This window comes from Kribbella pratensis, assembly GCF_004365355.1.
Taxonomy (GTDB): Bacteria; Actinomycetota; Actinomycetes; order Propionibacteriales; family Kribbellaceae; genus Kribbella.
Map to the genome: position 1 here is coordinate 642,196 of NZ_SODP01000002.1, position 25,302 is coordinate 667,497.

A 25,302-nucleotide genomic window follows, 5' to 3' on the forward strand; every position below is an offset into this window, starting at 1 on the left:
TGTGTGATCCCGCTGTGACGCAGGTCAGCTCACTAAGCGGGCTCTCAGCTTGCTCAGATCCTCGTCGGTGAGACCACCGTGCCGCAGGTATGCCTCCGGTCCGCCGTACTTCGTGTCGAGGTGGCGCAGGATCGCGACGATCGACTCGGCCCGGGTGTCCCGGAACTCGATCATCTCCGGATGCTTGGAGACGTCGGGCTCGGCGGCCAACTGCTCCTCCAGCCATGGCGCGAGCCGCTCCTGGGTCAGGAAGTAGTCGGCAACGATCTCTTCCTCGGGTACGCCGGCCACGCTGAGCGCCAGCGCGACGACCATCCCGGTCCGGTCCTTCCCGCCGTGACAGTGCACGACGACCGCGCCGTCCTCCTCGTCCGCGATCGCCTTCACCGCGGCCGCGAACAGCTCCGGCCGCCGATCGAGCATCCACGTGCACGCCTCGACGATCGTCGGCTGCCCGTGATCGGGATCCGCCGGATCCTGCAACGCCTGCCGCACCGCCAACGGCGTACCGGTGAAAGGCGTCGGGTACTCCGCGACCTCGCCATCGCCCCGCAGATCAAGGATCCGCCCCACCCCGGCCCGCCGTACGGCGTCGACACCGTCGTCGGTGAGGTACTGCAGACTGTCGGCCCGAATCAGCACGCCCGCACGCACGACCCGCCCGTCAGCAGCCCGCAACCCACCCACATCACGAACATTCCGACACCCCGCCCACTCCAGATCCATCGCGGTCACCGGTCCTGGGGGCGGTCGGGGTTCGGGCCGGGGTTGTACGGCGGGGGCGGCGGGAAGGTCGGGCTCGGCTGTTGTGGATAGCCCGGTTGGGGATGGCCGGAATAGGGGTAGCCCGGGGTCGGGTAGTTGCCGGGGGGCGGGTAGTTGCCTGGGGCACCTGGTTGGGTGGGGCGGTTGCGGCGCGACTTGCGGACGGCCCAGATGATCAGGAACACGATGCCGAGGCCGGCGAAGATCAGGAACGAGAAGACCGCGCCGAGGATCGACAGCACGAACGCCACGACCGACGACTTCGGGCCGGCGGCGTACGTCGCGCTGGTCTGGTCGTCAGTGCACGAGATGCTGTAGACCCCGGCCGGCACGGGATGCTCCGACCGGGCGACGACGTACCAGCTGTTGCCGTTGATCGTGATCGTCTCCGAGCCGGTCTCCCGCTGGAGCGGTACGTCGTTGCCGTCGGCGTCTTGGGCCTTGCACGGCGGCGTCAGCACCGGGACGGACGAGTAGATCGTCAGCCCCTCCTCCTTCAGCTCGACCCGCCCGGACTCGATCGGCTGCGGCGTCTGCGGCGCCGTGACCACGATCCGCCAGACGAAGAACCCGACCAGCACCGCACCGACGACGAAACAGGCGATGGCGATCATCGGAAGTACCGACTTCTTCGGCGCTGGCATCGGCAGGCCGGGCTGCATGGTCATGCCCGCACGGTACCTGTTCGGCGGACTGCCGCGTGCCGGCTCGGCCCACCTACGGCACGCCGAGCAACCGCAGCCCCGCCGCAGTCGCGGCGGCCGCCACCACCACCAACACGAACGGTGCCTTCCGCCAGGCGAGCACGCCTCCGACCAGCACTCCCGCGGGCCGTGCAACGCCCGCCGGCCCGTGCCCATCCATCAACGCCGAGGTCGCAACCAGCGCGGTCAGCAACACAATCGCAGCCACCGCCAGCACCTGCTGCGCCCGCTCGGGCACCTCGAACCGGCTCCGCAGCGCGGGCCCCGCGACCCTGAGCGAAAAGGTGCCGATAGCAAGCACCATGATCCCCACCAACAGCACCGGGGTATTCATCGACTCACCTCCAACGCACCCTTGGGCGCCCGGTAGAACAACAACCCCACCAACGCACACAGCACCGGAAGGCCGGCCGGCAGGAACGGCGTTCCGGCCAAGGCGACCATGACACCGACAAGAGCCGCCGTCCGCGTCGAGCGGTCGCGCAGAGCGGGCAGCACCAACGCGAGCAACACCGCCGGGAACGCCGCATCCAGCCCGAACGCGTCCGTGTCGGTGATGACCGAACCCGCTAACCCGCCCACGACGACCCCGATGTTCCAGCAGACGAAGATGCCGATGCCGCCGGCCCAGTACGCCGCCCGCTTCTGCTCCAGCTCGTCCTGCCCCATCGCGAAGGCAACGTTCTCGTCGGTCATCACGTGACTGCCCGCGAACCGCCGCCACCCGCTGCCGATCACGTCGCTGACCGCCAGGCCGAACGGGATGTGCCGGGTGTTGACCAGCAGCCCCGCGATCATCGCCGCGATCGGACTCCCACCGGCCGCGACGATCCCGACGAACAGGAACTGCGACGCGCCCGCGAAGACGACGATCGACAGCAGGATCGGCACCCACAACGGCAGGCCGCCACCGACGCTGATCGCGCCGTACGAGAGGCCCACGACGCCGTCGGCCAGGCAGACCAGGCCGATGTCGCGGGCGAGTCCCCGGTCGAGTGTTCGCCAGATCGAACGCATGAGCATTATGATGAACAACAACACGCCGTTCGTCAAGCCGAACGGGTAGACCGATGGAGCGAACACGCGATGGACAACAGGGCACCACTGGACGTGATCGCCGCGTCCCTGCGCCGGCACCGGGCCCGCACCGGGCTCTCCCTGACCGAGGTGGCGAAACGCGCCGGGGTCGCCAAGTCCACGCTGTCGCAACTGGAGTCCGGCACCGGCAACCCCAGCGTCGAAACCCTGTGGGCGCTGGCCGTTGCGCTCGACACGCCGTTCGCGGCACTGCTCGATCCGCCGCGCCCGAAGGTCCAGATCATCCGCGCCGGAGAAGGCCCCGCCATCTACTCCGACCAGGCCGACTACAGCGCCACCCTGGTCGCCTCCAGCCCACCGAACGCGCGCCGCGACATCTACCGCATCGTCGCCTCCCCCGGCCCCGGCCGGAAGTCCGAACCCCACATGCCCGGCGTCGTCGAGCACGTCGTCCTGGGCTCCGGCCGAGCCCTCGTCGGCCCCACCGACGACCCGATCGAACTCTTCCCCGGCGACTACATCGCGTACCCCGGCGACCTCCCGCACATCTTCCAAGCCCTGGAGGAAGGCACAGCAGCGACGCTCGTTTCCGAGCATGTGTAACGTTAACCGCTCACCTCTGGACATCTCCGCGCACATCTGCGCATCATCAAGTCGAGAGAGCTCTCTGGTCGAAGTCCGCCCCGCTTCGCTTGGAGGTAGTCCCCCCGATGAGACTCAAATCCTTACTGTTGTGCGCCCTTCTCGGTCTTGCTGCCGCGTTGGTCCCGGGTAGTGCGTCGGCGATCGGTGTCACGCCCGGCACCTACGTCAACTACACGTTCGACACCGCGTCGCTCACGCAGGCCGAGTTCCGGATGACGATCAACAACTCGCCCGGGCGCGCGAACGTCTACTGGTCCAACCAGTTCGACTTCACCGGCGGTGACGTCGGCGGATACACGGGCATGCAGACCCACCGTGACGGCGGCGGCATGTTCCTCTACTCGCTCTGGAACTCCACCGACATGCGCGCCGGCGACGCCGGCACGTACTGCATCAAGTTCCAGGAGGACGGCACCGGCGGTAGTTGCCGCCTCGACCGCGCTCCGGCACCCGGCCACACCTACGCGTTCGCCGTCGCCAGCGAAGGCAGCGGCTGGTACGGCGTGACCGTCCGCGACCTGACCGCCGGTACGTCGTTCAAACTCGGCAGCCTGCAAACCGGTTCCGGCAACACGATCAGTACGTCGGGAATGGTGAGCTGGACCGAGTACTTCGACTGGAACAACGACAAGGCCACCTGCGACGACGAGCCGTACTCGAAGCTGACGATGAACCTGCCGACCAGCGGCAGTCTCACCGCGCACTTCACCGGCAGCTCGGAGAGCACCGGCTGTGCGGCGGACAGCCAAGTCACGCTGAACGGATCGACCGCCGTCCAGGAGAACGGCATCGGCAACTCGGCCTCCGGCGACATCCGCGGCAGCGGCGGCTGCCTGGACGTCTCCGGCTCCGACGGCACGACGATCTTGCTGTACAGCTGCACCGGCGGCGACAACCAGAACTGGGTACATGCGGAGAACAAGACCTTCCACGCCCAGTTCAGCTGCCTCGACTCGAGCGCGACCCAGGCCGGTGCCGTGATCCTCTACAGCTGCCACGGCGGCGCCAATCAGCAATGGACGCAACCCGGCGACGGCACCATCCGTGCGGCAGGCCTCTGCCTGACCGCACCAGTTGCCCTCGGCAACCCGGTGACCGTTGCCGCCTGCAACAACTCGGCCGCGCAGCGCTGGACCTTCTGACACAGCACGACGCCCGGGACCGGCGAACGGTCCCGGGCGTCACGGCGTACTAGCCCTTGCGGCCGACCCCGCCGACGATGCACTCTTCGACCTGGTTCAGCGGCTTGAGCCGGGGGCCGTCCGGCCACCAGTCGTCGCAGAGCACCAGGCCTGGCGCGACGAGCTCCTGATCGGGGAAGAACTCCATCAGCTCCTTGCGGGTGCGGAACCGGCCGCTGCCCATCGGGCTGTGGATGAACTTCTCCTCCATCTTACGGGCGACCTCGGAGTGCTCCGGAGTCTCCGGGTTGTAGAAGTGTGAAATCACCGTGTACGACCCGGGCACCACCGCGTCGACGTACTTCTGCATGATCTGCGCGCCCTCGGTGCCGATGTAGTGGTGCAGCGTGCCGGCCTGCACCACGGCGATCGGCTGGCTGAAGTCGAGGAAGTCACGCACCTCGGGCTTGCTCAGCACCTCGTCCGGATCGAAGATGTCGGCGCTGACGAACAGCGTGTTCTCGTTCTCCTCGAGCAGCGCGCGGCCGTGCGCGAGCACCACCGGGTCGTTGTCGATGTAGAGCACCCTGGCCTCGGGCTGGATCCGCTGCACGACCTGGTGGGTGTTCTCGGCGGTCGGCAGACCGGACCCGCAGTCGAGGTACTGCGTGATACCGGCCTGGCCGGCCAGGAACCGGCAGGCGCGGATCAGGAAGTTCCGGTTCGACCAGGCCAGGTCCTGGGCCTGCGGCGCCGCGGCCTGGACCCCGCGCAGTACCTCGCGGTCGACCTCGAAGTTGTCCTTGCCGCCCAAGAAGGCGTCGTACACCCGGGCGATGCTGGCCCGGCTGGTGTCGACGCCGACCGGGATGGAGCTGGGTGCCTGTTTGGCATCGGGCATCGGGTGGACCTCGCAGAGAGTGGTCGGAAATCTGTGAGGCCGACTCTACTGACCGTAGGGCCCGTTGGACACACCGTATCTGCGCGTCGGGCTGGACGAGGTCACTATCTGTTGTGAAATGATCAGCTGTTGCACCGGGACACCACGGGGACAGCGGCTGGGAGGCATCAGGTGACCGAGCCGGGGGCGTACGGCGGTCCGACCGCCCTGCGCATCATGCTTGGCGTGCATCTGCGTCGTCTCCGCGAGGAAGCCCAGATCAGCCGCACCGACGCGGGCTGGGCGATCCGCGGCTCGGAGTCCAAGATCAGCCGGCTCGAGCTCGGCCGGGTCGGGTTCAAGGTGCGCGACGTCGACGACCTGCTGACGCTCTACAAGGTCGAGGACGAACAGGAGCGCGATCGCCTGCTGACGTTGGCCCGCGAGGCCAACAACCCTGGCTGGTGGCAACGGTACGACGACCTCACGCCGCAGTGGTTCCACTCGTATCTCGGCCTGGAGATGGCGGCGGACCTCATTCGTACGTTCGAGTTGCAGTTCGTGCCCGGGTTGCTGCAGACACCGGAGTACGCGCGGGCCGTCGTACAGCTCGGCCGGCAGGACCTTCCGTTGTCGCGGGCCGAGCAGGATCGCCTTGTTTCGTTGCGGATGAGCCGCCAGGACGTGCTGACGCGGCAACGTCCCGCGCGGTTGTGGGCAGTCATCGACGAGGCGGTGCTCCGACGTCCGATCGGCAGCCCGGCGATCCTCAAAGCCCAACTCGAGCATTTGATCGACGCGTCGCGACGGCACAACGTCACGCTGCAGATCATCCCGTTCTCCAAGGGCGGCTACACGGCGACCGGCGGCGCGTTCACCCTGCTCCGCTTCAACGACGCCGACCTTCCGGACATCGTCTACATCGAACACTTGACCAGCGCGGTCTACCTCGACAAGCGCGAGGAACTCGACACGTACGTCGTCACGATGGACGCCGTCTCGATCACTGCCGCGCAGCCCCGTGAAACCGAAAACCTGATCCGTCAGGCGATCGACCGACTGCCCTAGCGCCGCTGGGCGCCCGGCCCGGGGCGGAAGGCAACTTCCCTGGGGGCCGGCTCGTGGCCGGCCTCGCAGTGCATGGTCACGGTGACACGTTCCCCGCAGTCGCCGCGGTGGCGCGGCTCGATCGGTGCGCCGGCGGCGAGCGGAAGGTACTGATCGCCCCACTGGATCATTGCCACCAGCACCGGGTAAAGGTCCATCCCGGCCTCGGTCAGCCGGTACTCCGACCGCTCGCGCTGTCCGGGCAACCGGTACGGATGCCGGCGGATCAGGCCGCGCTCGATCAGGGCGGCAAGGCGCTCGGTGAGGACCTGGCGCGGGATGCCGGCCCGGGCGCGGATGTCCTCGAACCGCCGCACGCCGACGAAGATCTCGCGGAGGACGTGAAAAGTCCACTTGTCACCGAGGATCTCCATCACCCGCGAGATCGTGCAGTTCTCCGTGGACCAGGCCATCGCCTCGGGCATCTGCTCACTGACCGCCAGGCTCATCGACGTCCTCGCTTCGCTCCGGGCGCCGATGAGGCACGAAGCACGCTGTGCTTGATGATGAGTTCACTTCGTTCACTCATGGGTTCATGATAAGTCCGCTTGACAGACTCAGCCAAGCAGGTAACGCTGAATCCGTGAACCAGACTCAGGCGAGACCGCCACTCGTCCGTCGCGCCGGCGAACCCGACGCGGACGGGCTGGCCACGATGCTGTCGGGGCTGACCGACCTCAGCCGCTACTTCCGCTTCCAGACCGCGATCGGTTCTCCGCCGCGCGCGGCGCTGCTGCTCCGCCTGCTGTGCCCGACCGGCGCGGCCTTCGTGGCAACGCGCGAGGACATGATCGTCGGCCACGCGATGTGGGCCTGGGGGCCCGGTGAGTCGACGGCCGAGCTCGCAGCTGTCATCGGTGAGGACGATCAGCGCCGCGGGCTGGGGATCCGGATGCTGGCGATCGCCGCCGCGGACGCGATCGCAGCCGGCGCGAAGTATTTTCTGTTCGTCGTGAGTGCGGCCAACGAACGGTCGATCCGGATGGTCCGTCGTCGGTGGCCGGACGCGAGCGTGGAGCGCGACGGCACGCTGCTCACGTTCGTCGCGCCGGCCCGCCTACCGGACCAGCCGGAAGAACGCCCGGATGTCGTCGACGAGCAGATCGGGAGCCTCGAGGGCAGCGAAGTGCCCGCCACGGCTGAACTCCGACCAATGGACGATGTGGTGCCGGCGATCTAGCACGCGGCGGATGGCCGGATCCGTCGGGAAGACCGCGACGCCCGTCGGCACACTCGGCCGGATGGCGTCGGCGGCGCGGCGGTTCTCGTAGTACAGGTTGGCGGACGTCGCGCTGCTGTTGGTGAACCAGTAGATCGACACATCCGTGAGCAGGTGATCCAGGTCGACTGCCTTCTCCGGCAGCGCGCGCTCCGGATCGGTCCACTCCCAGAACTTCTCCAGGATCCACGCCAGCTGCCCGACCGGCGAATCGCTCAACCCGTACGAGACGGTCTGTGGCCGCGTCCCCTGCAGGTCGGCGTACCCGGTCCCGACCGCACGCAACCGCTCAGCCGCGGCCAACCGCTCTCGCTCGACTTCGGTCCGGACATCACCTGGCTCGACCTCCGGGAACGCCAGGCCGCCGTTGATATGTACGCCGACCACGTGCTCCGGATCGAGTTGTCCGAGGAGCGGCGAGACGACCGATCCCGTGTCGCCACCTTGCGCGCCGTACCGCTCGAAGCCGAGCCGACTCATCAACTCCGCCCAGGCACGCGCGATCCGCCCGTGGTTCCAACCGTCCTGCAACGGGAGCGAGAAGCCGTGCCCCGGCACGGACGGCGCGACGACATGAAACGCGTCCCGCGGATTCCCGCCGTACGCCGACGGATCGGTCAGCGGCCCGAGCACTTCGAGGAACTCCGCCACCGATCCCGGCCAGCCATGGGTCAGCACCAGCGGCAACGCATCCAGCTCCGGTGATCGCACGTGCAGGAAATGGATCGTCTGCCCGTCGATCTCGGTCGTGTACTGCGGATACTCGTTCAGCCGCGCTTCCCAGACCCGCCAGTCGTACGCCGCCCATCGCTCCGCGACCCGTTGCAGGTAATCGACCGGGACGCCGCGCTCCCACCCTTGTCCAGGTAGTTGCCGAGGCCAACGAGTTTGCCGGAGCCGCTCCCGCAGCGCGACGACCTCCGCGTCCGGTACCGCGATCCGGAACTCAGAGATCATGCGCCTGCGGATGCAACGGCTCGTACAATCCGACCCGGCCACCACCGGGCAGCCGGAACGACGTCAGCACACCCCAGCGCATCCGCTCGACCGGCTCGAACTCCACCCCGCGGCCGGTCAGGTCGGCCGTCGTCTGCTCGAGGTCGTCGCACATCAACAGCAGCTCGTGCGACGCGGCCTCCGCCGGATGCACCGCCACCTCGGCGGGCGGCAGCTTGAAGATCAGCCAGCCGGATCCCGCGTCCACCGACGGATACTCCAGCACGTCGGCGAAGAACGCCCGATCCGCCTCGGCGTCAGTGCTGTAGATGATCACATGCGCTCCGTTGATCATCTACAGCACTTTAGCCGCCTATGCCCGGTTTCCCGGGCCGTCGCCGGCTAGCGGCTTTTTGCGCGGATGGCGGGTTGTTACGCGTCATTGGCGAAACAACCCGCCATCGGCACTAGCCCAGGAAGTCGAGGGTGCGCTGCATCAGGAGCTTGGCCGCGGGCTCGTCGTAGCCGGGGAGCGACGAGTCTGCGAAGAGGTGCTCCTTGCCGGGGTACAGGAACAGCTCCACGGAGCTGTTGGCGGCGACCAGGGCGCGCGCGGCGTCGATGTCGCCGCCTTCCTCGGCGAAGAACGGGTCCTCCTCCATCGCGTGCACCTGCGCCGGCAGGCCCTCCGGCCAGGCGCCGAACTCCTCCGCCGGCAGGCACGAGTAGTAGAACAACGCCCCGACCGCCCCCGGCCGGGTCTGCGCCAGCTGCTGGGCAGGCACGACGCCGAGCGAGAAGCCGGCGTACACGACATTCGCCGGCAGCTTCTGCGCCGCCTCGACACCGCGCTCGGCGATCGTCCCGAAGCCCGTCGCACGCGCGTACTCCATGCCCTCTTCGATGGTCGCGTACGTGTTGCCCTCGTACAGGTCGGGCGTGTGGACGGTGTGACCCGCCTGCCGAAGCTCCTCCGCGAACGCCTTCACCCCATCGGTCAGGCCCTGCGAGTGGTGGTACAGAACGATCTCAGCCATTGTCGGCTCCAATGATCCAGATATCTCGAACAAACCGCGATGTTAGTCTATTCAGACTATGCCGATCAACAGTTCGGTCCCCGATTACGAGCTCGCGGACACCGTCGAGCTGACCACCGCGGAGCAGGTGCGGGCGATCAGCGACCCGTTGCGGACGACGATTCTCGGGCTGCTGCACGAGCGGGCCGCGACGGTGACCGAGCTGGCCACCGCGGTCGGCCGGCCGAAGAGCACGGTCGCGCACCACGTGAAGGTGCTGACCGACGCGGGCATCCTGCGGGTGGTCCGGACCCGGCGGGTGCGGGCGATCGAGGAGCGGTTCTACGGCCGCGCGGCGCGGATGTTCTACGTCGGACTCGGCCGGCAGGGGCCGGACGGGATGCTGCCCCATGATTTCAACGACTTCGAGGTCGCGGCCGAGGAGTCCAAACCGGCGTACGACGCGGGCGAGATGCGCTCGTTCATCCGGCATGCCCGGATCCCGGAGGAGCGCGCGGCGGAGTTCTGGCAGCAGGTGGATCGGCTGATCCACAGCTTCGACCAGCTCCCCCGGTCCGGCGACACGACGTACGGCTTCACCGTCGGTCTCTACCCGATCGTCGACTACCCGACCTTGCCTCCGACCGACGACGAGGCCTGAGACTCCTCGGCGGCGAACCGGTCGAGTACGTCGACCAGGCGGGCCAGCACGTCCCGGGCGATCTCGTACTCCTGCTCACCGAACTCCTCGGCGAAGCGACGCTCGAGCTGACCCAGGTACCGGAAGCCGTCACCGGCCACGGCCAGACCGTGCTCGGAGTACCTGACGATCTTGGCCCGGCCGTCGGCGGGGTCGGACTGCATCTCCAGCAAGTCGAGCCCGACCATCTCGCGGATGATCTCGCCCATCGACTGCCGCGTGATCCCGGCGCGCACCGCCATATCGGCGGCCCGGGCGCCCTCGGCGTGCAACGTGCCGAAGACGGAGTTGTGCGCCATCTTCACCTCGGCATGCCCGTCGGCGTGGGCACGGCGGACCATGTCGGTCTGCATCGCCCGGTTGGCCCGGTCGACCAGAGCGATCAACGGCTTGCGATCGAGATGTGGTTCGCCATAACCCCTTGACATGTCGTAAGGATACCTTCCAATATTTCGACAGGAATCCTTACAGTATCAGGGAGGGCCCGATGGATGCCATGGAGCTTCACCCAGTGGTTGCGGGCCTATTCGCGCGGGGGCGCCGGCGGACGGTCCGGGTCGCGGTCGAGCAGGAGTACGTGGTCGCCGACGTGGACGGCGGCGTGGTCCCGATCGAGCGGGTACGCCGGGCCGCGGCCGGCGCGGTCGCGGCGCCGTACATCAGCTTCGAACCGGGCGGCCAACTCGAACTGAGCCTGCCGCCGTCGCTCGATCCGGTCGGGGATCTCGGTGCGCTGACGGCGGACCTGCGGAATCGGTTGAGCCGCGACGGCATCACGTTGCTGACGATCCCGGTGGATCCGCGCACCGATGTGCCGCTGCAGCTGACCTCTTCGCGGTACGTCGCGATGCAGCGGCACTTCGACACGATCGGGCCGGCGGGGCGGCGGATGATGCGGCGGACCGCGTCGACGCAGATCTGCCTGGATTGGTGGCCGGGCGCGGCGGGGATCGAGCAGTGGCGGGTACTGAATCTCGCCGCGCCGTTCCTGGCGACGGCGTTTGCACGCGATGGCGAGCGGTTGAGCACGTGGCTGGACGTCGATCCGACGCGCACCGGCTTCGACGACCTTGTACTTCGTGGCGATCCGGTCAGCTCCTACACCGCCTTCGCGGCCGGGGCGACGAGGTTCTTGGATGGAGCGGCGGCGCACCTGAGCACGCTGTTTCCGCCGGTGCGTCCACGCGGCAGGTACCTGGAGGTCCGGCTCCTCGACGCCCAGGACTCGGTAGGCGTTGAGCGCGCGATCGCCGTACTCGCCGGTTTGATGTACGACGACGCGCACCGGCGAAGCGTCCTTCGCGCTCTGGAACCCGAGCGGACACGCCTGGCCGAACACTGGAGGGCCGCGGCGAGCGGCCTGGCTGCTGCGCGGCAGGAGGTGGCGGCATGAGTGGCGTGCTATTCATCACGGATCCGCTGGTCGGGCTGGTCGGAGATATCGACGCGAGCGTTGGCTTGATGAGCGCGACGCAGGAGCTGGGGTCCGACGTCTGGTGTTGCGGGCCGGAGGAGCTCGCGGTTGTCGACGGGCGGGTGCGGGCTCGTGCCCGACGGATCCGGCTGCGGCCGCGGCATGCGGTCGGTGGTGACCACCGGTGGATCGTCGATGCGACCTGGTGGGACGAGCTCGAGACCGCCGTTGTCGACGTTGCGTCGCTCGACCTCGTGCATCTGCGGATCGATCCGCCGGTCGATGCGCGGTACCTGCACACGACGTACCTGCTGGATCTGGTGGAGCGGGCCGGCACGCGGGTGATCAACCGGCCGGAAGGCATCCGGGCGATGCACGAGAAGCTGATCGCGCTGCATTTCCCCGAGCTCTGTCCGGCCACTTATGTCGGTGCGGATCCCTCGGAGCTGCGATCGTTCGTCGCCCGCGTCGGAACGGCGGTGGTCAAGCCGGTCGACGGGTTCGCGGGACTCGACGTCTGGCTCGTGCACGACGACCAGGGCGCGGTCGCACTCCTGGAGTCCGCCAGCCACGGCGGCCGGCGGCAGGTTATCGCCCAGCAGTACCTGCCGGCTGTTGCGCATGGCAACAAACGGTTGTTCCTGCTCGACGGCGACATCGTCGGCGCAGTACTTCGCCGGCCGGCCGTCGACGACTTCCGGATCGGGCCACCGATCGCACCGGCCGAACTCGACGAGGACGACCACGCGATCGTCGCCGCTCTCGGACCCGTCCTGCGCAAGCACGGTCTCGCCATCGCCGGTCTCGATGTGATCGGCGGCCGGCTGATCGAGGTCAACGTCACCTGCCCGGGCGGCATGCACAAGACCGACGCCCTGCTCGGCACCCAACTCAGTCACACCATTGTGAGCCGTTTGTTCGAAGGAGTACTCGTATGAATCTCGACACCGTCACCATTGTCTGCATCGCCCTGCTGGGCATCCTGCTGTTCCTGCTCGGCGCCAACGTCACTCGCAACCGAGCTTTGCGCGGAGGCGGCAATCAGATGCCGACCGATCCGTCCGACAAGCTGCTGATCGCGGTCCGCGCGCACGGCAACGCGGCCGAGTACATCCCGACGATGATCGTGCTGCTGCTGGTCTGCTCGGTCCTGTCCGACAGCTGGGTGGTCGACGTCCTCGCGATCGCGGCCGTGTTCGTCCGGACCGTGCACGCGGCCGGCATGCTGACGTCTCGTTCTCTGGCCACCCACGGCCCGCTCCGCGATGTCGGTGCCATGGGCACCTATCTCGTCGGGGTCGCGCTGGGCGTCACCGCGCTGGTGACGATCTGAACGCCGTCGGGGTGGTCCCGGTGAGCTGACGGAACACCCGGGCGAAGTGCTGGCTGGAACTGAATCCGAGGCTGACGGCCAGCGCGGTGATGGTGATGTCGCTGGTCTCGAGGAGTTGCCGGGCGCGCTCGATCCGGCGTTCGTTGAGGTACCGGTGCGGCGGCTGGCCGAGTTCGGCGGTGAACAGCTCGGCCAGGTATGCCGGTGCGAGCCCGGTTCGGTCACCCAACTCCCGCAGGGTCCACCGCTCGTGAAACTCCTGGTCCAGCAGGCGTTTCACGGCCCGCACCGCCGGATGCATCGCAAGCTGCGGTACAGCAGCCGGGGCCAAGCACCGGGATACCGCCAACATCAGGTGGTCGACCGCGAGCGTCAACCCCGTGTCGGCGTACTCGTAGCGGGTGGTGACCTCGCGGACCAGTTGCGCGAAGGCGTGCGCGAGCTCACCCGCTTCACGATGTACGACGGTCTTCGGCCAGGGCAGCGCGAGCGCGGGCCGGCGTCGTACGACGAGTTCGCGGTCGATCGCGGCGAAGTAGAAATGGTGGTTGCCGGAACGGCCGGCCAGGTGATGAGTGACACCGGGAGGTACGGCGAAGAGATGGCCCGGGTGGAGGACGTAGCTCTCGCCTCCGGCGGCCCAGTGCGTGCTGCCGTGTTGCTGCAGGTAGATCTCCCAAACCGGATGCTGGTGCGGCTCGATCAGGAACTCCTCGGGCACCCACTGCTCGCCGGCATGCAGCAGACCGCTCTCCCCCGCGAATCCCTCGGCGTGGAATCCGGCACGGAGCCCGCTGGGTCGATGCAACGACACCTGAAGATTGTGTCCAGTTGCCTGAACATCGGCAACGCCGTACCGGTCTCTCGATTCCTAGGTTGGTCCGCATGGAGCTACCTGGAGCAGAAGACATCGCCTTCTACCGCGAGCACGGTTACTGGATCTCGCCGGTCATCGTGCCGTCCGACGTACTCGATGCGGCCGAGCGCGGGATGGAGCGGTTCTACGCCGGCGACCACGACCACACGCTGCCCGATCTGCCCGCGACGCGAGGGTGGCAGGCGGCGGACGGCGACGTACTGCGGAAGAACGACTACTCGTCCTTGCGGGTCGACGAGTTGGCCGCGTTGGTACGGCACCCGGCGATCGGTGCGACGGCGGCCGCGTTGTCCGGCGCGGACGGGATCCGGTTGTGGCACGACCAGTTGTTGTTCAAGCCGCCCGGTGGCTCGGCAAAGGTCGGGTGGCACACCGATCGGCAGTACTGGCAGTCGTGTACGTCGGACGACATGCTCACCGCCTGGGTCGGGTTCCACGACGTGGATGAGGTGAACGGGGCGGTCGGGTTCCTGCCCGGCAGCCATCGGTGGTCCGTGACCGGGCTGGACTTCTTCTCGCAGGACAATGCCGGGCTGGAGGCGTCGATCGCGGCGCAGGGGTTCGACCCGACGCCCGTCGTACCGCGGATGAAGCGCGGACAGGTCAGCTTCCATCACTGCCGGACTGTGCACGGGAGCTCGGCGAACCTGAGTACGGCGCCGCGCCGATCGATCGCGATTCATCTGCAGCCGGCGAACAACCGATGGCGTCCCGGCTCGGCTCATCCCAACGACACCCTCGTCCGGCAGAACCCCGACCCGGATTACACGGACCCGGCGATCCAGCCGACGCTCTGGCCACTTGATAACCGGACCACGGTCCGTTAGCTTCGTGGCATGCAAGGACTTGAGCGGATCAACGAACTCGGGCGGCGGGATCATTTCCTGGCGGTGGCGATCACGCAGCGCCGGTCCGGCGAGCCGGCCGCCTCGGTGGTCAATGCCGGTGTCCTCGACCATCCCCTGACGGGTGAACCGGTCGTGGCGTTCGTCGCGCGCGGACACACGGCGAAGCTCACTCATCTGCGGCGGACCCCGCATGCGACGTTGGTGTTCCGCGCGGGCTGGGAGTGGATCGGCGTCAGCGGATCGGTCGAGCTGGCCGGCCCGGACGATCCGCTCGCCGGGATCGACGCGGAGCGTCTGCGGGTGTTGCTGCGCGACATCTACGCGGCGGCGGGCGGCGTTCATCCGGACCTCGAGGAGTACGACCGCGAGATGGTCGCGGACCGGCGTACGGCGGTGCTGATCCGTCCGGAGCACTTCACGAACAACCCACCCGGCGCCGACCACCAGGAGAACGCGTGAACGTCGCATCGGGACCACTGACCCCGGCTGGCCGGACCGACTGCTGAACCTCGCCGCGGGCTAGGCTCGACTCGACCACTCGCCGTGATCGGAGGAGTACTTATGGCCAACGAGGATGCCTGGAGCGGGGTCGTCGTGAAGAAGTCGCGGGCGATGTTCGACGGCTCGAATCTGTACCGCAGGCTCGAGGTCGAGCTCGAGAGCGGCGAGAAGCAGAAGGTCAAGGTGCCCCGGGAGCTGTGGAAACAGCTCGAAGTAGGCGACCGGGTGAGCAAGGAAGCCGGTGCGGATCCGCAGCGTGGCTGAGCGGCCGAAGGTCCTCGCGTACTACTTCCCCGATTGGCACGCCGATCCGCGGAATGCGCAGTGGTTCGGCGAGGGCTGGGACGAGTGGAGGCTGCTCGAGGCCGCGAAGCCACGCTTCGACGGGCACCGGCAGCCACGCATTCCCCGTGACGGGCGCTTCGACGAGGCAACCCCGGCCGCGGCCGAACAGCAGATCCGCCTCGCCAAGGAGTACGGCGTCGACGGCTTTCTCGTCGACTACTACTGGTACGACGACGGGCCCTATCTCCAGGGCGCGCTCGACGACGGCCTGCTCGCCGCGCGGAACAGTGACGACATCACGTTCGCGCTGATGTGGGCGAACCACGAACTCGTCAACATCTTCCCGCACGACGATCCCGCCAACGAGTCGCCGCAACGGCTCAAGAACGGCGCGATCGATCGGGCCGCCTTCGAGCGGCTGGCCAGGCATGTCATCGACGCGTACTTCGCGCGCCCGAACTACCTGACTGTCGACGGCCGGCCCTGGCTGACGATCTACGAACTCGGCAACCTCATCGTCGGGCTCGGTGGCGTCGAGGAGACGGCTGACGCGCTGCAGTGGTTCGACGAGCAGACGCGGGAGGCCGGCTTTGCGGGACTTCATCTGGATGCGGTGGTGTGGGGTATCGGCGTCCTCCCGGCGGCGATCACGCTCGACGATCCCGCCGAGCTGGTACGGAAGCTCGGGTTCCGGTCCGCGACGTCGTACGTCTGGGTCCACCACGCCGACCTCGGCAGGTTCGAGTTCCCGCACGCCGATATCCGCCCGCTGCGCGCGGCCGCGTTCGCGGAGTACGAGCGGTACGCCGCGGAGCTCGACGTACCGTTCTATCCGAATGTGACGGTCGGGTGGGACGCGTCGCCGCGGACCGCGCAGGATCGCGAGTTCGTCCGCGGACGGTACCCGTGGACGACGACGTTCGATCCGTCGCCGGAGGAGTTCAAGGAGGGGCTGCTGATGGCCCGGTCGTTCCTCGAACGCCACGGTCAGCCGCACCCGATCATCACGGTGAACGCGTGGAACGAGTGGACGGAAGGCTCGGCGCTGCTTGCCGACAGCCACAACGGCTACGGCTTCCTCGAGATGGTCCGCGCCGTGTTCGGCGGTAGGTGATACAACCAGCTGTCATGGAGACGGTTGAGTTGACGAAAGCCGGGATGTCCGTGTCGCGGGTCGTGCTGGGCCTGATGCGGATTAAGAACCTCAGCGACGCCGAGATCCGCGAGCTGGTCGGGACGGCGCGCGATGCCGGCGTGACGATGTTCGACCACGCCGACATCTACGGCGGCTCTCACGGCTGCGAACAGCGGTACGGCGACGCGCAAGCAGTGCCTGCATCCGAGCGCGACCAGATCACGCTCCAGTCCAAGGTCGGCATCCGCTCCGGGTACTTCGACTTCTCCTATGAGCACATCGTCTCGAGCGTCGAGCAGTCGCTGACCGCGCTCCGGACCGACCACCTCGACATTCTGCTGCTGCACCGCCCGGACACCCTGATGGAGCCCGACGAGGTCGCCAAGGCCTTCGACGAACTGCACTCGGCCGGCAAGGTCGCGGCGTTCGGCGTCTCGAACCACACTCCGGGCCAGATCGAGCTGCTCGCCCGATCCGTCCGTCAGCCGCTGGTCGCCAACCAGCTGCAGTTCAGCATCGCGAACGCCGCCCTGGTCGCGCAGGGCCTGGCCGCCAACATCATGGGCCTCGACCAGTCCGCCGACCGCGACCTCGGCATCCTCGACTGCAGCCGCCTGAACAACATGACGATCCAGACCTGGGGCTCCGTCCAGAAGCCGCCACCCGGAGGCGTCTTCATCGGCGACCGCGAAAACTACGGCCCTCTGAACGACGCGCTGGACGATCTGGCGGCCGCGTACAACGTGACTCCCGACGCCATCGCCATCGCCTGGATAGCCCGCCACCCCGCCAACATGCAGATCGTCATCGGCACCACCAACCCATCCCGCGTGAAGGAATCCGCCACCGGCGCCACCCTCAAGCTCACCCGCGAGGAGTGGTACCACCTCTACACCGCCGCCGGCCACGTCCTCCCGTAACCCGCGACTCAGCCAGCGGTTTACAGGCCCTTCAGGAGTTGGCGGGCCATGACGATGCGTTGGACCTGGTTGGTGCCTTCGTAGATTTGGGTGATTTTGGCGTCGCGCATCATGCGTTCGACCGGGTAGTCATGGGTGTAGCCGTAGCCGCCGAGGAGTTGTACGGCGTCGGTGGTTACCGCCATCGCCACGTCGGACGCGAAGCACTTGGCGGCGGCACCGAAGTACGTGAGGTCGGCGTCGCCGCGCTCGGAGCGCGCGGCCGCGGCGTACGTGAGCTGTCGGGCGGCTTCGATCTTCATGCCCATGTCGGCGAGCATGAACTGCAGGCCCTGGAACTCCGCGATCGCCTTGCCGAACTGCTTGCGCTCCTTCACGTACCCGAGCGCGTAGTCCAGCGCCCCCTGCGCGATCCCGAGCGCCTGCGCGGCGATCGTCACCCGCGTGTGGTCCAGCGTCGCCATCGCGGTCGAGAACCCGGTGCCGGGGTCGCCGATCATCCGCGAGGCGGGGATCCGCACGTTGTCGAAGTACACCTCGCGTGTCGGCGAGCCCTTGATGCCGAGCTTCTTCTCCGGCGCGCCGAAGGAAACTCCGTCGTCGGACTTCTCGACCACGAACGCCGAGATCCCCCGCGAGCGCGCGTCGGGATCCGTCACCGCGAAGACCGTGTAGAAGTCCGACACCCCGGCGTTCGTGATCCATCGCTTCACGCCGTTCAGCACGTACGAATCACCGTCGGCAACCGCCCGCGTCTTCATCGAGGCCGCGTCCGATCCCGCCTCGGGCTCCGACAGGCAGTACGAGAACATCGAGTCACCCGCGGCGACCGGCGGCAGGTAGCGCTGCTTGACCTCGTCCGAGGCGGACAGCAACAGCGGAAGCGAGCCGAGCTTGTTCACGGCCGGGATCAGCGAGGTCGAGGCGCATGCCCGGGCGACCTCCTCGATCACGATCACCGTCGCGAGGGCGTCCGCGCCGGCACCGCCGTACTGCTCCGGGATGTGCGGCGCGTGGAAGTCCGAGGCCTTCAGCGCGTCGTACGACGCCTTGGGGAACTCGGCCAGCTCATCCACGTCCCCGGCGTGCGGGGCGACCTTGGCGTCGCAGACGTCCCGGACCGCCTCCCGGATCGCCTGGTGCTCCTCCGACAGCGCGTACAGCTCGAATGAGTTACTCACGAGTCACACAGTACGACGAACAACTCGCCGGGACAGGGCGTCGTACCCCGAAAGTGAGCAAGAGCGCACTCCACAGACATGAGCCGGTCACCGTCTGATAACCACGATGGGTAGAGTCCCCGACATGAGTGAAGCGACCTCCCGCCCCCTGCGGATCGCCGTCATCGGCACGAACTACCTCGGCGCGAACACCGCCGCCGGGATGGCCGAGTTCGGTTTCGACGTCATCGGGGTCGAGATCGACGAGCACCGGCTGAAGCTGCTGAACGACGGCAAGGCGCCGCTGTACGAGCCCGGTCTGGACCCGCTGCTGAAGAAGCACGTGGACTCCGGCCGGCTGCGGTTCACCAAGGATTACCGCGAGATCGCGGACTGGGCCGACGTGCACTTCATCTGCGTCGGCACGCCGCAGCTCGAGGGCAGCGAGGCGGCCGACCTGGCCCAGGTGCACTCGGTCGTCACCATGCTCGCGCCGCTGCTGACCAAGCCGACGCTGGTCGTCGGCCGCTCCACGGTCCCGGTCGGTACGTCGAAGATCGTCGAGGCCCGCTTCCACGCCGAGGCACCGGCCGGCACCAGCGTCGAGATCGCCTGGCAGCCCGAGTTCCTCCGCGAGGCGCACGGCGTCGACGACACGCTGCACCCGGATCGGCTGGTGTTCGGCGTACAGTCCGAGGCCGCCGAGACGCGGCTGCGCGAGGTGTTCGCCACCCCGATCGGCGAAGGTACGCCAGTTGTCGTGTGCAACCTGCCGACTGCGGAGCTGGTGAAGGGCGGCGCGAACGCCTTCCTGGCCACGAAGATCTCGTTCATCAACGCGCTCGCCGAGATGGCCGACGCGAGCGGCGCCGACGTGACGCTGCTCGCCGACGCGCTCGGGTACGACAAGCGGATCGGCCGCGGCATGCTGAACGCCGGCCCGGGGTACGGCGGCGGCTGCCTGCCGAAGGACCTGCGCGCGTTCATGCACCGCGCCGGCGAGCTCGGCGTCGAAGAGGTCATCACGTTCCTGCGTGAGGTCGACGACATCAACCAGCACCGCCGCGCCGGGATCGTGGACCTGACCCACGAGATGCTCGGCGGCGAATGGGTCGGCAAGAACGTGACCGTCCTCGGCGCCGCATTCAAGGCCGGTACGGACGACGTCCGCGACTCGCCCGCGCTCGACGTGGCCGGCCGGATCCAGCTGCACGGCGCGAACGTCACCGTCTACGACCCGGAGGCGATGGAGAACGCCCGCCGCGTCCGCCCGACCCTGCGCTACGCCCCGACCGCGGTCGAGGCCTGCCGCGACGCCCACGCCGTACTGCACCTCACCGAGTGGCCCGAGTTCCGCGAACTCGACCCAGCCGCACTGCGCGGCCTCGTCACCCACCCGGTCGTCATCGACGCCCGCCTCAACCTGAACGCCGAAGCCTGGCGCGCCGCCGGCTGGACGTACCGAGCGCCGGGAAGGCCGTAGCTACGCGACCCGCGCGCTGCGGATGACGGGGCGGCTGAGTGCCACCAGGCCGATGAGCGCGATGGCGACGCCGATGCCGAGGCAGACGCCGGTGATCCGGATGCTCTCGACGTCGGCGAGGCTGCCGAGTATCGGGTTCATCACGACCAGCGCGAGGCTCTGGCAGAGCACGATGACCGACTGCAGCCGGGACTGATACTCGCGCTCGACCGAGTTCATCAGCAGCGGCAGGACATGTCCGGTGAAGGTGCCGACCCCGATGCCGCTGATGACAGCGGCGGCAATGGTCAGCGGGAGCGGAGTGACCTGGGACAGGCCGATGAATCCGACCGCGGCGAGCAACAACCCGAGCATCGCGACGACACCCGGGCGCTGGAAGGCGCCGCGCATCAGGATCCGGATCGACACGACGCCGACTCCGATGCTGCGGCTCGCGATCAGGATGGCCGCCGTCTTCGCGTCCCAGTGATGGTCGCGGGCCAGCAGCGGCAGGAGCAGCGCATCCATCGGCATGAGCAGGCCCGCGGCGATCGTCATCGTGATCAGCAGCGCCCGCGTGAGCGGCCGTACGAACGCCGCCCGGACGCCGTCGACGATCGAGCGGAACATGGTGGTTGTCCTCGACCCGTGCGGGGCAGTGGTGCCGCGCAGCAGGTAGAGCACGACGATCATGACGCCGAAGGTGATCGCGTCGAAGCCCGCCGCCGCGGACAAGCCGGCCCAGTTGACCAGCACGCCGCCGACCGCAGTACCGGAGACGGCGAAGACGACTCCCGCCACCTGGAAACTCGCCAGCGCCCGCGGCACCTGCTCCGGCGGCACGAGCAGGCGCGGCATCGACCGGGACGAGGGCAGGAAGAACGCGTCGATGATGCCGACCACCGGGGCCAGGACGACCAGGAGCCAGATCGGCTCCCCCACGGCACGGGTCGCGGGAACCAGAGCCGCAGTCACCAGGAACATCGCCACGCAGCTCACCAGCAACACCCGCGGAGCGCCGTACCGGTCGCCGACCGCACCGCCGATCAGAAGGAGCACGGCTCGTGGGGCCGCCGCGAGAAGCAGGATCAGCCCGGCGACACCGCCGCCGTGACGGGTGGCGGACCAGCCGATGGCAAACGTCATCGTCAAGTCACCGAGCAAGGAGACGAGCGCGCCGAACAACCAGATCCAATAGCGGACCGGTATGCGCTGCGTGTCCGAATCAGTGGGCGGAGTCACGATCGACGACCTTAGACGACAACCAATGGGATCTCACGACTACCCGCCCCCATCCTGTGGAAACCAGCGACCACCTCAGGCTTTACGCAACTCTGCCGCCCCGTCACGCACCGTACTGCCCTTCCCTCGTGCCACTTCGGCCAGCGATTCCTGGAATGCCAGCATCTTGTCCCGCAACTTCTCGTCCGTCGCGGCCAGGATCCGGACCGCGAGCAGCCCCGCATTCCGAGCGTTCCCGATTGACACCGTTGCAACCGGGACTCCGGCCGGCATCTGCACGATCGACAGCAGGGAGTCCATTCCGTCGAGGTATTTCAGCGGAACGGGTACGCCGATGACCGGCAACGGCGTCACCGACGCGAGCATGCCGGGCAGATGCGCGGCGCCGCCGGCGCCCGCGATCAGCACCTTCAGCCCTCGTTCGTGGGCTGACCGTCCGTAGTCGATCATCTCGGTCGGCATCCGGTGCGCGGACACGACGTCTGCCTCAAAGGGCACGTCGAACTCGACACACACCTCGGCCGCGGCTTTCATCGTCGGCCAGTCGCTGTCCGACCCCATCACGATGCCAATCACTGTCTGTCCTGTCCTATTCGTCGATGGTGCCGGTCAGGTACGCCGCCGCGTGCCGCGCGCGTTCGCGGGTCTCTTCGAGGTCGTCGCCGTACGCAGTGACGTGACCGATCTTGCGGCCCGGCTTCACCGACTTCCCGTAGAAGTGGACCTTCAGCCCCGGGTCGCGGGCCATGCAGTGCAGCAGACCGCGGTGCATGTCCTCGACATCGCCGCCGAGCACGTTGACCATCACGGTGTACGGCGCTCGCGCGGCCGGCGATCCGAGCGGCAGGTCGAGTACTGCGCGCAGGTGGTTCTCGAACTGCGACGTGACCGCGCCGTCGATCGACCAGTGCCCGGTGTTGTGCGGGCGCATCGCCAGCTCGTTCACCAGCAGCCGACCGTCACGTGCCTCGAACATCTCCACCGCGAGTACGCCGACCACGCCGAGCTCACCGGCGATCCGCAGCGCGGTCTGCTGTGCCTGCGCGGCCCGCTCCGGCGCCAGGCCGGGCGCCGGTGCGGTGACCTCGACGCAGATGCCGTTCTTCTGCACCGACTCGACGATCGGGTACGCGACCGCCTGCCCGTGCGGCGAGCGCGCCACGATCGCGGACAGCTCGCGGACGAAGTCCACCTTCTCCTCGGCCAGGATCGGTACGCCGCTGGCGAAGGCGGTGGCGATGTCCTCGTCGTCCGGCCCGTCGACGAACCAGACGCCCTTGCCGTCGTACCCGCCGCGGGTGGTCTTGAGGATGATCGGGAACCCGCCGACCCGCTTGGCGAAGTCCTCGACCTCGGCCGGAGTGACGACCACCTGGTGCGCCGGCGACGGGGCGTCGAAGGTGTCGAGCCGGGCGCGCATCACGGCCTTGTCCTGGGCGTGCACGAGCGCGTCCGGGCCCGGGTGGACCTTCAGCCCGTCCGCCTCGAGGGTGTGCAGGATCTCGGTCGGCACGTGCTCGTGGTCGAACGTCACCACGTCACATTCCGCGGCAAACCGCCGTACCGTCTCGAGGTCCTTGTAGTCGCCGACCGGCGCGTCCGCGACCGCCTGGGCGGCCGACACGGCGGGGCCTTCGGCGAGCACACGGAGCTGGATGCCGAGGGCGACGGCCGTTTCCTGCGTCATCCGGGCCAATTGGCCGCCGCCGACCATGCCGACCACCGGGGTGCCGACGGGGAGGTCTTTTCGATCGAACTTCACACCGGGAGCCTAATGTCCATACAACAGGAGTCCGTCGGCGGCCACCGCGCCACACCCGGGCCACTCTGCCGATTTCGGCGTGGGACCGGTCGCCGGGTACCGTGGGAAGCTGACCCTCCCGTCGCCCTGTGATCACAGAAGGTTCCGAAGACCGTTGAAACTCGTCACCACGCTGTACCGCCAGTTCCAGCATCTGGTGCACGAAGTGGCCAAGTTCGGTCTGGTCGGTCTGCTCGGTCTGTTCGTCGACCTGCCGATCTACAACTGGCTCGTGTTCAACAACCCGCTGGTGCTCGCCGACTCCGGCGAGGGCATGCTGCACCACAAGCCGCTGACCGCGAAGCTGATCTCGACCACGGTCGCCACCGTCGTGACGTACTTCGGGAACCGCTACTGGACGTGGCGGCACCGCGAGCGCAGCGGTCTGCACCGTGAGTACGTGCTGTTCTTCGTGCTGAACGGGATCGGTCTGCTGATCGCGGCCGGCTGTCTGGCCTTCTCGCGGTACGTGCTGGACCTGCACACCTGGCTGTCCGACAACATCGCCGCGAACTTCATCGGCCTCGGCCTCGGCACCCTGTTCCGCTTCTGGTCGTACCGGAAGTTCGTGTTCAAGGAAGAGATCGAACTCGACGAGGTCGAGCACACCCCGGCACCGGACTCCCCGGCCGATCTCGACAACGAGAACACCGGCGATCTGCCCGTCGTCCGCTGACCGCGGGCCGGCCGGATGAGCAATCCTTCATCGCCTCAGCGGCCGGCGGTTGTGATCAGCATCGTTCTCGCCGTACTGCTCGTAGTCGCCGTAGGCTCCGGGATCGCCGCTGTCGCCGTCGTGCGGGCTGACGCCAACACCCAGCAGAAGCGCGCCGACGACCTGCAGCAGAAGCTCGACGAGGCCGCACCGGGCGAGCAGTTGCGCAAGGACGTACTCGCGGCCGCGCAGACGAACGTGGGCGTCCTGTTCAGCTACGACTACCGCAAGCTCGATGACTACGCGGCAGCGACGCGGAAGGTGACGACGGACAAGTTCGGATCCGAGTTCGCCCAGACCGTGGCCGCGATCCGCGCACAGCAATTGAGCCAGCAGGCCGTGGCCAAGGCCACCGTCAAGGAGGCCGCGGTTCAGGACGCCAACGCAACCACGGCGCACGTTCTCCTGTTCGTCGACACCACCACGACGACCAAATCTTTGAAGACGCCGAGCGTGCAGCGGACCCGGGTAGTCCTCACGCTGCAGTCAGTGGCCGGCCACTGGCTGGTCGACGGGGTCGAAGCTGTCTGAGGGGGTCACTCTCCGAAGGGTGGCTTGAAGGTGGGGTTGCCGTCGGTCCAGTGGAAGTAGACCGGGTCGGTGAAGGTGCCGGCGACCTTGCCGAAGGACTGGATGACCGTGGTGGTCCCAGTGGCGTGGCCGACGGCGTACACGTAGCCGGTGTGGGTATCGCGGTCGATGCCGAGCAGGAGCGTGCCGTACTGGCCGCACTGCGACGCGAGCAGCGTCTCGAAGCCCTGCCAGGTGGCGCTGCGGACCTGTTTGACGATCGGTTTCATCGGCGCGGTGGTCGGGATGTGGATCGTGTACAGCGCCCCGCCACGGGTGTTCGCGAGGAACGTGTCGTAGGTCTTGGTCGAGCTGATCAGCGCCATCGACTTCACCGACGCGAACCCGGGTGCGGACACCTTGTTCCGCCACACACCGTTGCTGACGGTCCAGCGGTACAGCGTGCCGTTGCTGAGCCCGTACGTGTTGTGCCGGAGCACCTTGTCGAAGTACACCGCCTCGTCGAGGGCGACGAAGCTCCCCCAACCGCCGCCGATCCGCTTGTTTCCACCCTCGATGACGCCGCTGTCACCGGTCGAGTATTGCGTGTAGTACAGCGCATCCCCCAGGACGCTGTAGCCCCCGACGAAGGCGATGCTGACCCCGTCGTCACCCCACGACATCGACGAGCTGATCCGGACCGCTCCATCGGGATACACGGCGCGCCCTAGGATGCCGGCGGCCGTCGCCGTGGGCGGCGTCGCCGCGACGACGCTCTTGTACCCGTGGTCACCGCCGGCCGTCACGGACCCCACCGAGATCCCGCAGCCCCCAGCCGACGTGGCATCCGGCTTCGAGACCACGCTCGGCCCCGCCACCGCTGTTCCAGGGAGCATCCCTGCTGCCGCGAGCAGAATCGCCGCGGCCGTTCCGAGTGGTTTGCGCATGTGCTACCAGCCCCTTTCACC

General features: G+C 67.9%; 31 protein-coding genes and 1 pseudogene. 16 read left to right on the plus strand and 16 right to left on the minus strand.

Translation table 11 applies throughout. The features are described 5' to 3' along the window. Positions 1-24: 24 nt before the first annotated feature. Genes EV653_RS19665 through EV653_RS19680 form a run of 4 tightly spaced genes read right to left on the minus strand, consistent with a single transcriptional unit; the run spans position 25 to position 2,486 of the window. Entirely contained in the window at positions 25-687 is a 663-nt protein-coding gene (locus EV653_RS19665; RefSeq protein ID WP_238159901.1) for a tyrosine-protein phosphatase, read from the minus strand. Between the two features lie 44 nt (positions 688-731). Continuing rightward, positions 732-1,433, minus strand: coding sequence for a hypothetical protein (locus EV653_RS19670; protein WP_134105198.1), 702 nt, complete (start codon positions 1,431-1,433; stop codon positions 732-734). 49 nt (positions 1,434-1,482) lie between these two features. Continuing rightward, positions 1,483-1,803: an AzlD domain-containing protein gene (locus EV653_RS19675; protein WP_134105199.1), complete on the minus strand. Its 321-nt coding sequence runs from the start codon at positions 1,801-1,803 to the stop codon at positions 1,483-1,485. After that, a complete protein-coding gene (locus EV653_RS19680) occupies positions 1,800-2,486 on the minus strand; it encodes an AzlC family ABC transporter permease (RefSeq protein WP_134105200.1) in 687 nt (228 codons plus the stop codon). The genes EV653_RS19675 and EV653_RS19680 overlap by 4 nt, the downstream gene beginning before the upstream one ends. A gap of 69 nt (positions 2,487-2,555) precedes the next feature. Between EV653_RS19680 and EV653_RS19685 the strand changes: the two genes are divergently transcribed. After that, positions 2,556-3,110, plus strand: coding sequence for a helix-turn-helix domain-containing protein (locus tag EV653_RS19685; protein WP_134105201.1), 555 nt, complete (start codon positions 2,556-2,558; stop codon positions 3,108-3,110). Positions 3,111-3,217: 107 nt separating this feature from the next. Then, positions 3,218-4,294 (plus strand): RICIN domain-containing protein, encoded by a 1,077-nt coding sequence (locus EV653_RS19690; RefSeq protein ID WP_134105202.1) that lies wholly within the window; start codon positions 3,218-3,220, stop codon positions 4,292-4,294. Positions 4,295-4,343: 49 nt separating this feature from the next. Here the strand turns inward: EV653_RS19690 and EV653_RS19695 are convergent, their stop codons facing one another. After that, entirely contained in the window at positions 4,344-5,174 is an 831-nt protein-coding gene (locus EV653_RS19695; protein ID WP_134105203.1) for an SAM-dependent methyltransferase, read from the minus strand. A 171-nt stretch (positions 5,175-5,345) separates the two neighbouring features. On the opposite strand from EV653_RS19695, the gene EV653_RS19700 reads away from it, so the two are divergent. Then, on the plus strand, positions 5,346-6,221 hold the full coding sequence (locus EV653_RS19700) for a helix-turn-helix domain-containing protein (protein ID WP_238159902.1): 876 nt from the start codon (positions 5,346-5,348) through the stop codon (positions 6,219-6,221). Here the strand turns inward: EV653_RS19700 and EV653_RS19705 are convergent. After that, positions 6,218-6,709: a winged helix-turn-helix transcriptional regulator gene (locus tag EV653_RS19705; RefSeq protein ID WP_238159903.1), complete on the minus strand. Its 492-nt coding sequence runs from the start codon at positions 6,707-6,709 to the stop codon at positions 6,218-6,220. The two genes, EV653_RS19700 and EV653_RS19705, sit on opposite strands and share 4 nt — an antisense overlap. A gap of 206 nt (positions 6,710-6,915) precedes the next feature. Here EV653_RS19705 and EV653_RS42510 point away from each other — a divergent pair. After that, positions 6,916-7,239: pseudogene (locus tag EV653_RS42510) on the plus strand (GNAT family N-acetyltransferase); the annotation flags it as partial. Positions 7,240-7,317: 78 nt separating this feature from the next. On the opposite strand, the gene EV653_RS19715 reads toward EV653_RS42510, so the two are convergent. The 3 genes from EV653_RS19715 to EV653_RS19725 all read right to left on the minus strand — a co-directional run bounded on the left by EV653_RS19715 (position 7,318) and on the right by EV653_RS19725 (position 9,452). Continuing rightward, positions 7,318-8,436, minus strand: a complete 1,119-nt coding sequence (locus EV653_RS19715; RefSeq protein WP_134105205.1) for an epoxide hydrolase family protein — start codon at positions 8,434-8,436, stop codon at positions 7,318-7,320. Continuing rightward, positions 8,426-8,770, minus strand: a complete 345-nt coding sequence (locus EV653_RS19720) for a VOC family protein (RefSeq protein ID WP_134105206.1) — start codon at positions 8,768-8,770, stop codon at positions 8,426-8,428. Before EV653_RS19720 ends, EV653_RS19715 begins: the two co-directional genes overlap by 11 nt. A gap of 112 nt (positions 8,771-8,882) precedes the next feature. After that, on the minus strand, positions 8,883-9,452 hold the full coding sequence (locus EV653_RS19725; protein ID WP_134105207.1) for a dienelactone hydrolase family protein: 570 nt from the start codon (positions 9,450-9,452) through the stop codon (positions 8,883-8,885). A 58-nt stretch (positions 9,453-9,510) separates the two neighbouring features. On the opposite strand from EV653_RS19725, the gene EV653_RS19730 reads away from it, so the two are divergent. After that, the gene (locus EV653_RS19730) at positions 9,511-10,092 is read left to right on the plus strand and encodes an ArsR/SmtB family transcription factor (protein WP_134105208.1); all 582 of its coding nucleotides are present in this window, start codon (positions 9,511-9,513) and stop codon (positions 10,090-10,092) included. Here the strand turns inward: EV653_RS19730 and EV653_RS19735 are convergent. After that, the gene (locus EV653_RS19735) at positions 10,056-10,559 is read right to left on the minus strand and encodes a MarR family winged helix-turn-helix transcriptional regulator (protein WP_134105209.1); all 504 of its coding nucleotides are present in this window, start codon (positions 10,557-10,559) and stop codon (positions 10,056-10,058) included. The two genes, EV653_RS19730 and EV653_RS19735, sit on opposite strands and share 37 nt — an antisense overlap. Positions 10,560-10,618: 59 nt before the next feature. On the opposite strand from EV653_RS19735, the gene EV653_RS19740 reads away from it, so the two are divergent. Genes EV653_RS19740 through EV653_RS19750 form a run of 3 tightly spaced genes read left to right on the plus strand, consistent with a single transcriptional unit; the run spans position 10,619 to position 12,878 of the window. Further along, positions 10,619-11,524, plus strand: coding sequence for a glutamate-cysteine ligase family protein (locus tag EV653_RS19740; protein WP_134105210.1), 906 nt, complete (start codon positions 10,619-10,621; stop codon positions 11,522-11,524). Beyond that, positions 11,521-12,483: a glutathione synthase gene (locus EV653_RS19745; protein ID WP_134105211.1), complete on the plus strand. Its 963-nt coding sequence runs from the start codon at positions 11,521-11,523 to the stop codon at positions 12,481-12,483. The genes EV653_RS19740 and EV653_RS19745 overlap by 4 nt, the downstream gene beginning before the upstream one ends. Continuing rightward, positions 12,480-12,878, plus strand: coding sequence for an MAPEG family protein (locus EV653_RS19750; RefSeq protein WP_134105212.1), 399 nt, complete (start codon positions 12,480-12,482; stop codon positions 12,876-12,878). Before EV653_RS19745 ends, EV653_RS19750 begins: the two co-directional genes overlap by 4 nt. Here the strand turns inward: EV653_RS19750 and EV653_RS19755 are convergent. Continuing rightward, positions 12,856-13,692 (minus strand): helix-turn-helix transcriptional regulator, encoded by an 837-nt coding sequence (locus EV653_RS19755; RefSeq protein WP_134105213.1) that lies wholly within the window; start codon positions 13,690-13,692, stop codon positions 12,856-12,858. The two genes, EV653_RS19750 and EV653_RS19755, sit on opposite strands and share 23 nt — an antisense overlap. Positions 13,693-13,763: 71 nt before the next feature. Here EV653_RS19755 and EV653_RS19760 point away from each other — a divergent pair, with 71 nt between their 5' ends. The 5 genes from EV653_RS19760 to EV653_RS19780 all read left to right on the plus strand — a co-directional run bounded on the left by EV653_RS19760 (position 13,764) and on the right by EV653_RS19780 (position 17,444). After that, positions 13,764-14,582 carry a phytanoyl-CoA dioxygenase family protein gene (locus tag EV653_RS19760; RefSeq protein ID WP_134105214.1) on the plus strand — a complete coding sequence of 273 codons (819 nt, stop codon included), beginning with the start codon at positions 13,764-13,766 and terminating at the stop codon, positions 14,580-14,582. A 9-nt stretch (positions 14,583-14,591) separates the two neighbouring features. Next, positions 14,592-15,062 (plus strand): pyridoxamine 5'-phosphate oxidase, encoded by a 471-nt coding sequence (locus EV653_RS19765; RefSeq protein ID WP_134105215.1) that lies wholly within the window; start codon positions 14,592-14,594, stop codon positions 15,060-15,062. A 102-nt stretch (positions 15,063-15,164) separates the two neighbouring features. Next, positions 15,165-15,368 (plus strand): DUF7489 domain-containing protein, encoded by a 204-nt coding sequence (locus tag EV653_RS19770; RefSeq protein ID WP_134105216.1) that lies wholly within the window; start codon positions 15,165-15,167, stop codon positions 15,366-15,368. Next, a complete protein-coding gene (locus EV653_RS19775) occupies positions 15,361-16,503 on the plus strand; it encodes a glycoside hydrolase family 99-like domain-containing protein (protein WP_166679494.1) in 1,143 nt (380 codons plus the stop codon). Before EV653_RS19770 ends, EV653_RS19775 begins: the two co-directional genes overlap by 8 nt. A gap of 14 nt (positions 16,504-16,517) precedes the next feature. After that, positions 16,518-17,444 (plus strand): aldo/keto reductase, encoded by a 927-nt coding sequence (locus EV653_RS19780; RefSeq protein WP_134105218.1) that lies wholly within the window; start codon positions 16,518-16,520, stop codon positions 17,442-17,444. Between the two features lie 20 nt (positions 17,445-17,464). On the opposite strand, the gene EV653_RS19785 is transcribed toward EV653_RS19780, so the two are convergent. Beyond that, positions 17,465-18,625, minus strand: a complete 1,161-nt coding sequence (locus tag EV653_RS19785; RefSeq protein ID WP_134105219.1) for an acyl-CoA dehydrogenase family protein — start codon at positions 18,623-18,625, stop codon at positions 17,465-17,467. A gap of 124 nt (positions 18,626-18,749) precedes the next feature. Here EV653_RS19785 and EV653_RS19790 point away from each other — a divergent pair, with 124 nt between their 5' ends. Next, positions 18,750-20,087, plus strand: a complete 1,338-nt coding sequence (locus EV653_RS19790; RefSeq protein WP_202871749.1) for a UDP-glucose dehydrogenase family protein — start codon at positions 18,750-18,752, stop codon at positions 20,085-20,087. Here the strand turns inward: EV653_RS19790 and EV653_RS19795 are convergent, their stop codons facing one another. From EV653_RS19795 to EV653_RS19805, 3 genes are all read right to left on the minus strand, one after another. After that, positions 20,088-21,308 (minus strand): MFS transporter, encoded by a 1,221-nt coding sequence (locus tag EV653_RS19795; protein WP_134105220.1) that lies wholly within the window; start codon positions 21,306-21,308, stop codon positions 20,088-20,090. Positions 21,309-21,383: 75 nt separating this feature from the next. Beyond that, a complete protein-coding gene (purE, locus tag EV653_RS19800) occupies positions 21,384-21,869 on the minus strand; it encodes a 5-(carboxyamino)imidazole ribonucleotide mutase (RefSeq protein ID WP_134106607.1) in 486 nt (161 codons plus the stop codon). A gap of 28 nt (positions 21,870-21,897) precedes the next feature. Next, a complete protein-coding gene (locus EV653_RS19805) occupies positions 21,898-23,070 on the minus strand; it encodes a 5-(carboxyamino)imidazole ribonucleotide synthase (protein ID WP_134105221.1) in 1,173 nt (390 codons plus the stop codon). A gap of 154 nt (positions 23,071-23,224) precedes the next feature. On the opposite strand from EV653_RS19805, the gene EV653_RS19810 reads away from it, so the two are divergent. Both EV653_RS19810 and EV653_RS19815 read left to right on the plus strand, forming a co-directional pair. After that, the gene (locus tag EV653_RS19810) at positions 23,225-23,785 is read left to right on the plus strand and encodes a GtrA family protein (RefSeq protein WP_134105222.1); all 561 of its coding nucleotides are present in this window, start codon (positions 23,225-23,227) and stop codon (positions 23,783-23,785) included. A 51-nt stretch (positions 23,786-23,836) separates the two neighbouring features. Beyond that, a complete protein-coding gene (locus EV653_RS19815; RefSeq protein ID WP_134105223.1) occupies positions 23,837-24,355 on the plus strand; it encodes a hypothetical protein in 519 nt (172 codons plus the stop codon). A gap of 5 nt (positions 24,356-24,360) precedes the next feature. Here the strand turns inward: EV653_RS19815 and EV653_RS19820 are convergent, their stop codons facing one another. Next, a complete protein-coding gene (locus tag EV653_RS19820; protein WP_166679495.1) occupies positions 24,361-25,281 on the minus strand; it encodes a hypothetical protein in 921 nt (306 codons plus the stop codon). Positions 25,282-25,302: the final 21 nt, after the last annotated feature.

Coding starts and splice junctions, on each gene's coding strand:
- EV653_RS19765 (WP_134105215.1), top strand. CDS start 14,592: ATGCAAGGACTTGAGCGGATCAACGAACTCGGGCGGCGGGATCATTTC.
- EV653_RS19745 (WP_134105211.1), top strand. CDS start 11,521: ATGAGTGGCGTGCTATTCATCACGGATCCGCTGGTCGGGCTGGTCGGA.
- EV653_RS19790 (WP_202871749.1), top strand. CDS start 18,750: ATGAGTGAAGCGACCTCCCGCCCCCTGCGGATCGCCGTCATCGGCACG.
- EV653_RS19760 (WP_134105214.1), top strand. CDS start 13,764: ATGGAGCTACCTGGAGCAGAAGACATCGCCTTCTACCGCGAGCACGGT.
- EV653_RS19685 (WP_134105201.1), top strand. CDS start 2,556: ATGGACAACAGGGCACCACTGGACGTGATCGCCGCGTCCCTGCGCCGG.
- EV653_RS19820 (WP_166679495.1), bottom strand. CDS start 25,281: ATGCGCAAACCACTCGGAACGGCCGCGGCGATTCTGCTCGCGGCAGCA.
- EV653_RS19740 (WP_134105210.1), top strand. CDS start 10,619: ATGGATGCCATGGAGCTTCACCCAGTGGTTGCGGGCCTATTCGCGCGG.
- EV653_RS19725 (WP_134105207.1), bottom strand. CDS start 9,452: ATGGCTGAGATCGTTCTGTACCACCACTCGCAGGGCCTGACCGATGGG.
- EV653_RS19680 (WP_134105200.1), bottom strand. CDS start 2,486: ATGCGTTCGATCTGGCGAACACTCGACCGGGGACTCGCCCGCGACATC.
- EV653_RS19675 (WP_134105199.1), bottom strand. CDS start 1,803: ATGAATACCCCGGTGCTGTTGGTGGGGATCATGGTGCTTGCTATCGGC.
- purE (WP_134106607.1), bottom strand. CDS start 21,869: ATGGGGTCGGACAGCGACTGGCCGACGATGAAAGCCGCGGCCGAGGTG.
- EV653_RS19730 (WP_134105208.1), top strand. CDS start 9,511: ATGCCGATCAACAGTTCGGTCCCCGATTACGAGCTCGCGGACACCGTC.
- EV653_RS19750 (WP_134105212.1), top strand. CDS start 12,480: ATGAATCTCGACACCGTCACCATTGTCTGCATCGCCCTGCTGGGCATC.
- EV653_RS19715 (WP_134105205.1), bottom strand. CDS start 8,436: ATGATCTCTGAGTTCCGGATCGCGGTACCGGACGCGGAGGTCGTCGCG.
- EV653_RS19770 (WP_134105216.1), top strand. CDS start 15,165: ATGGCCAACGAGGATGCCTGGAGCGGGGTCGTCGTGAAGAAGTCGCGG.
- EV653_RS19720 (WP_134105206.1), bottom strand. CDS start 8,770: ATGATCAACGGAGCGCATGTGATCATCTACAGCACTGACGCCGAGGCG.
- EV653_RS19780 (WP_134105218.1), top strand. CDS start 16,518: ATGGAGACGGTTGAGTTGACGAAAGCCGGGATGTCCGTGTCGCGGGTC.
- EV653_RS19670 (WP_134105198.1), bottom strand. CDS start 1,433: ATGACCATGCAGCCCGGCCTGCCGATGCCAGCGCCGAAGAAGTCGGTA.
- EV653_RS19735 (WP_134105209.1), bottom strand. CDS start 10,559: ATGTCAAGGGGTTATGGCGAACCACATCTCGATCGCAAGCCGTTGATC.
- EV653_RS19690 (WP_134105202.1), top strand. CDS start 3,218: ATGAGACTCAAATCCTTACTGTTGTGCGCCCTTCTCGGTCTTGCTGCC.
- EV653_RS19705 (WP_238159903.1), bottom strand. CDS start 6,709: ATGAGCCTGGCGGTCAGTGAGCAGATGCCCGAGGCGATGGCCTGGTCC.
- EV653_RS19695 (WP_134105203.1), bottom strand. CDS start 5,174: ATGCCCGATGCCAAACAGGCACCCAGCTCCATCCCGGTCGGCGTCGAC.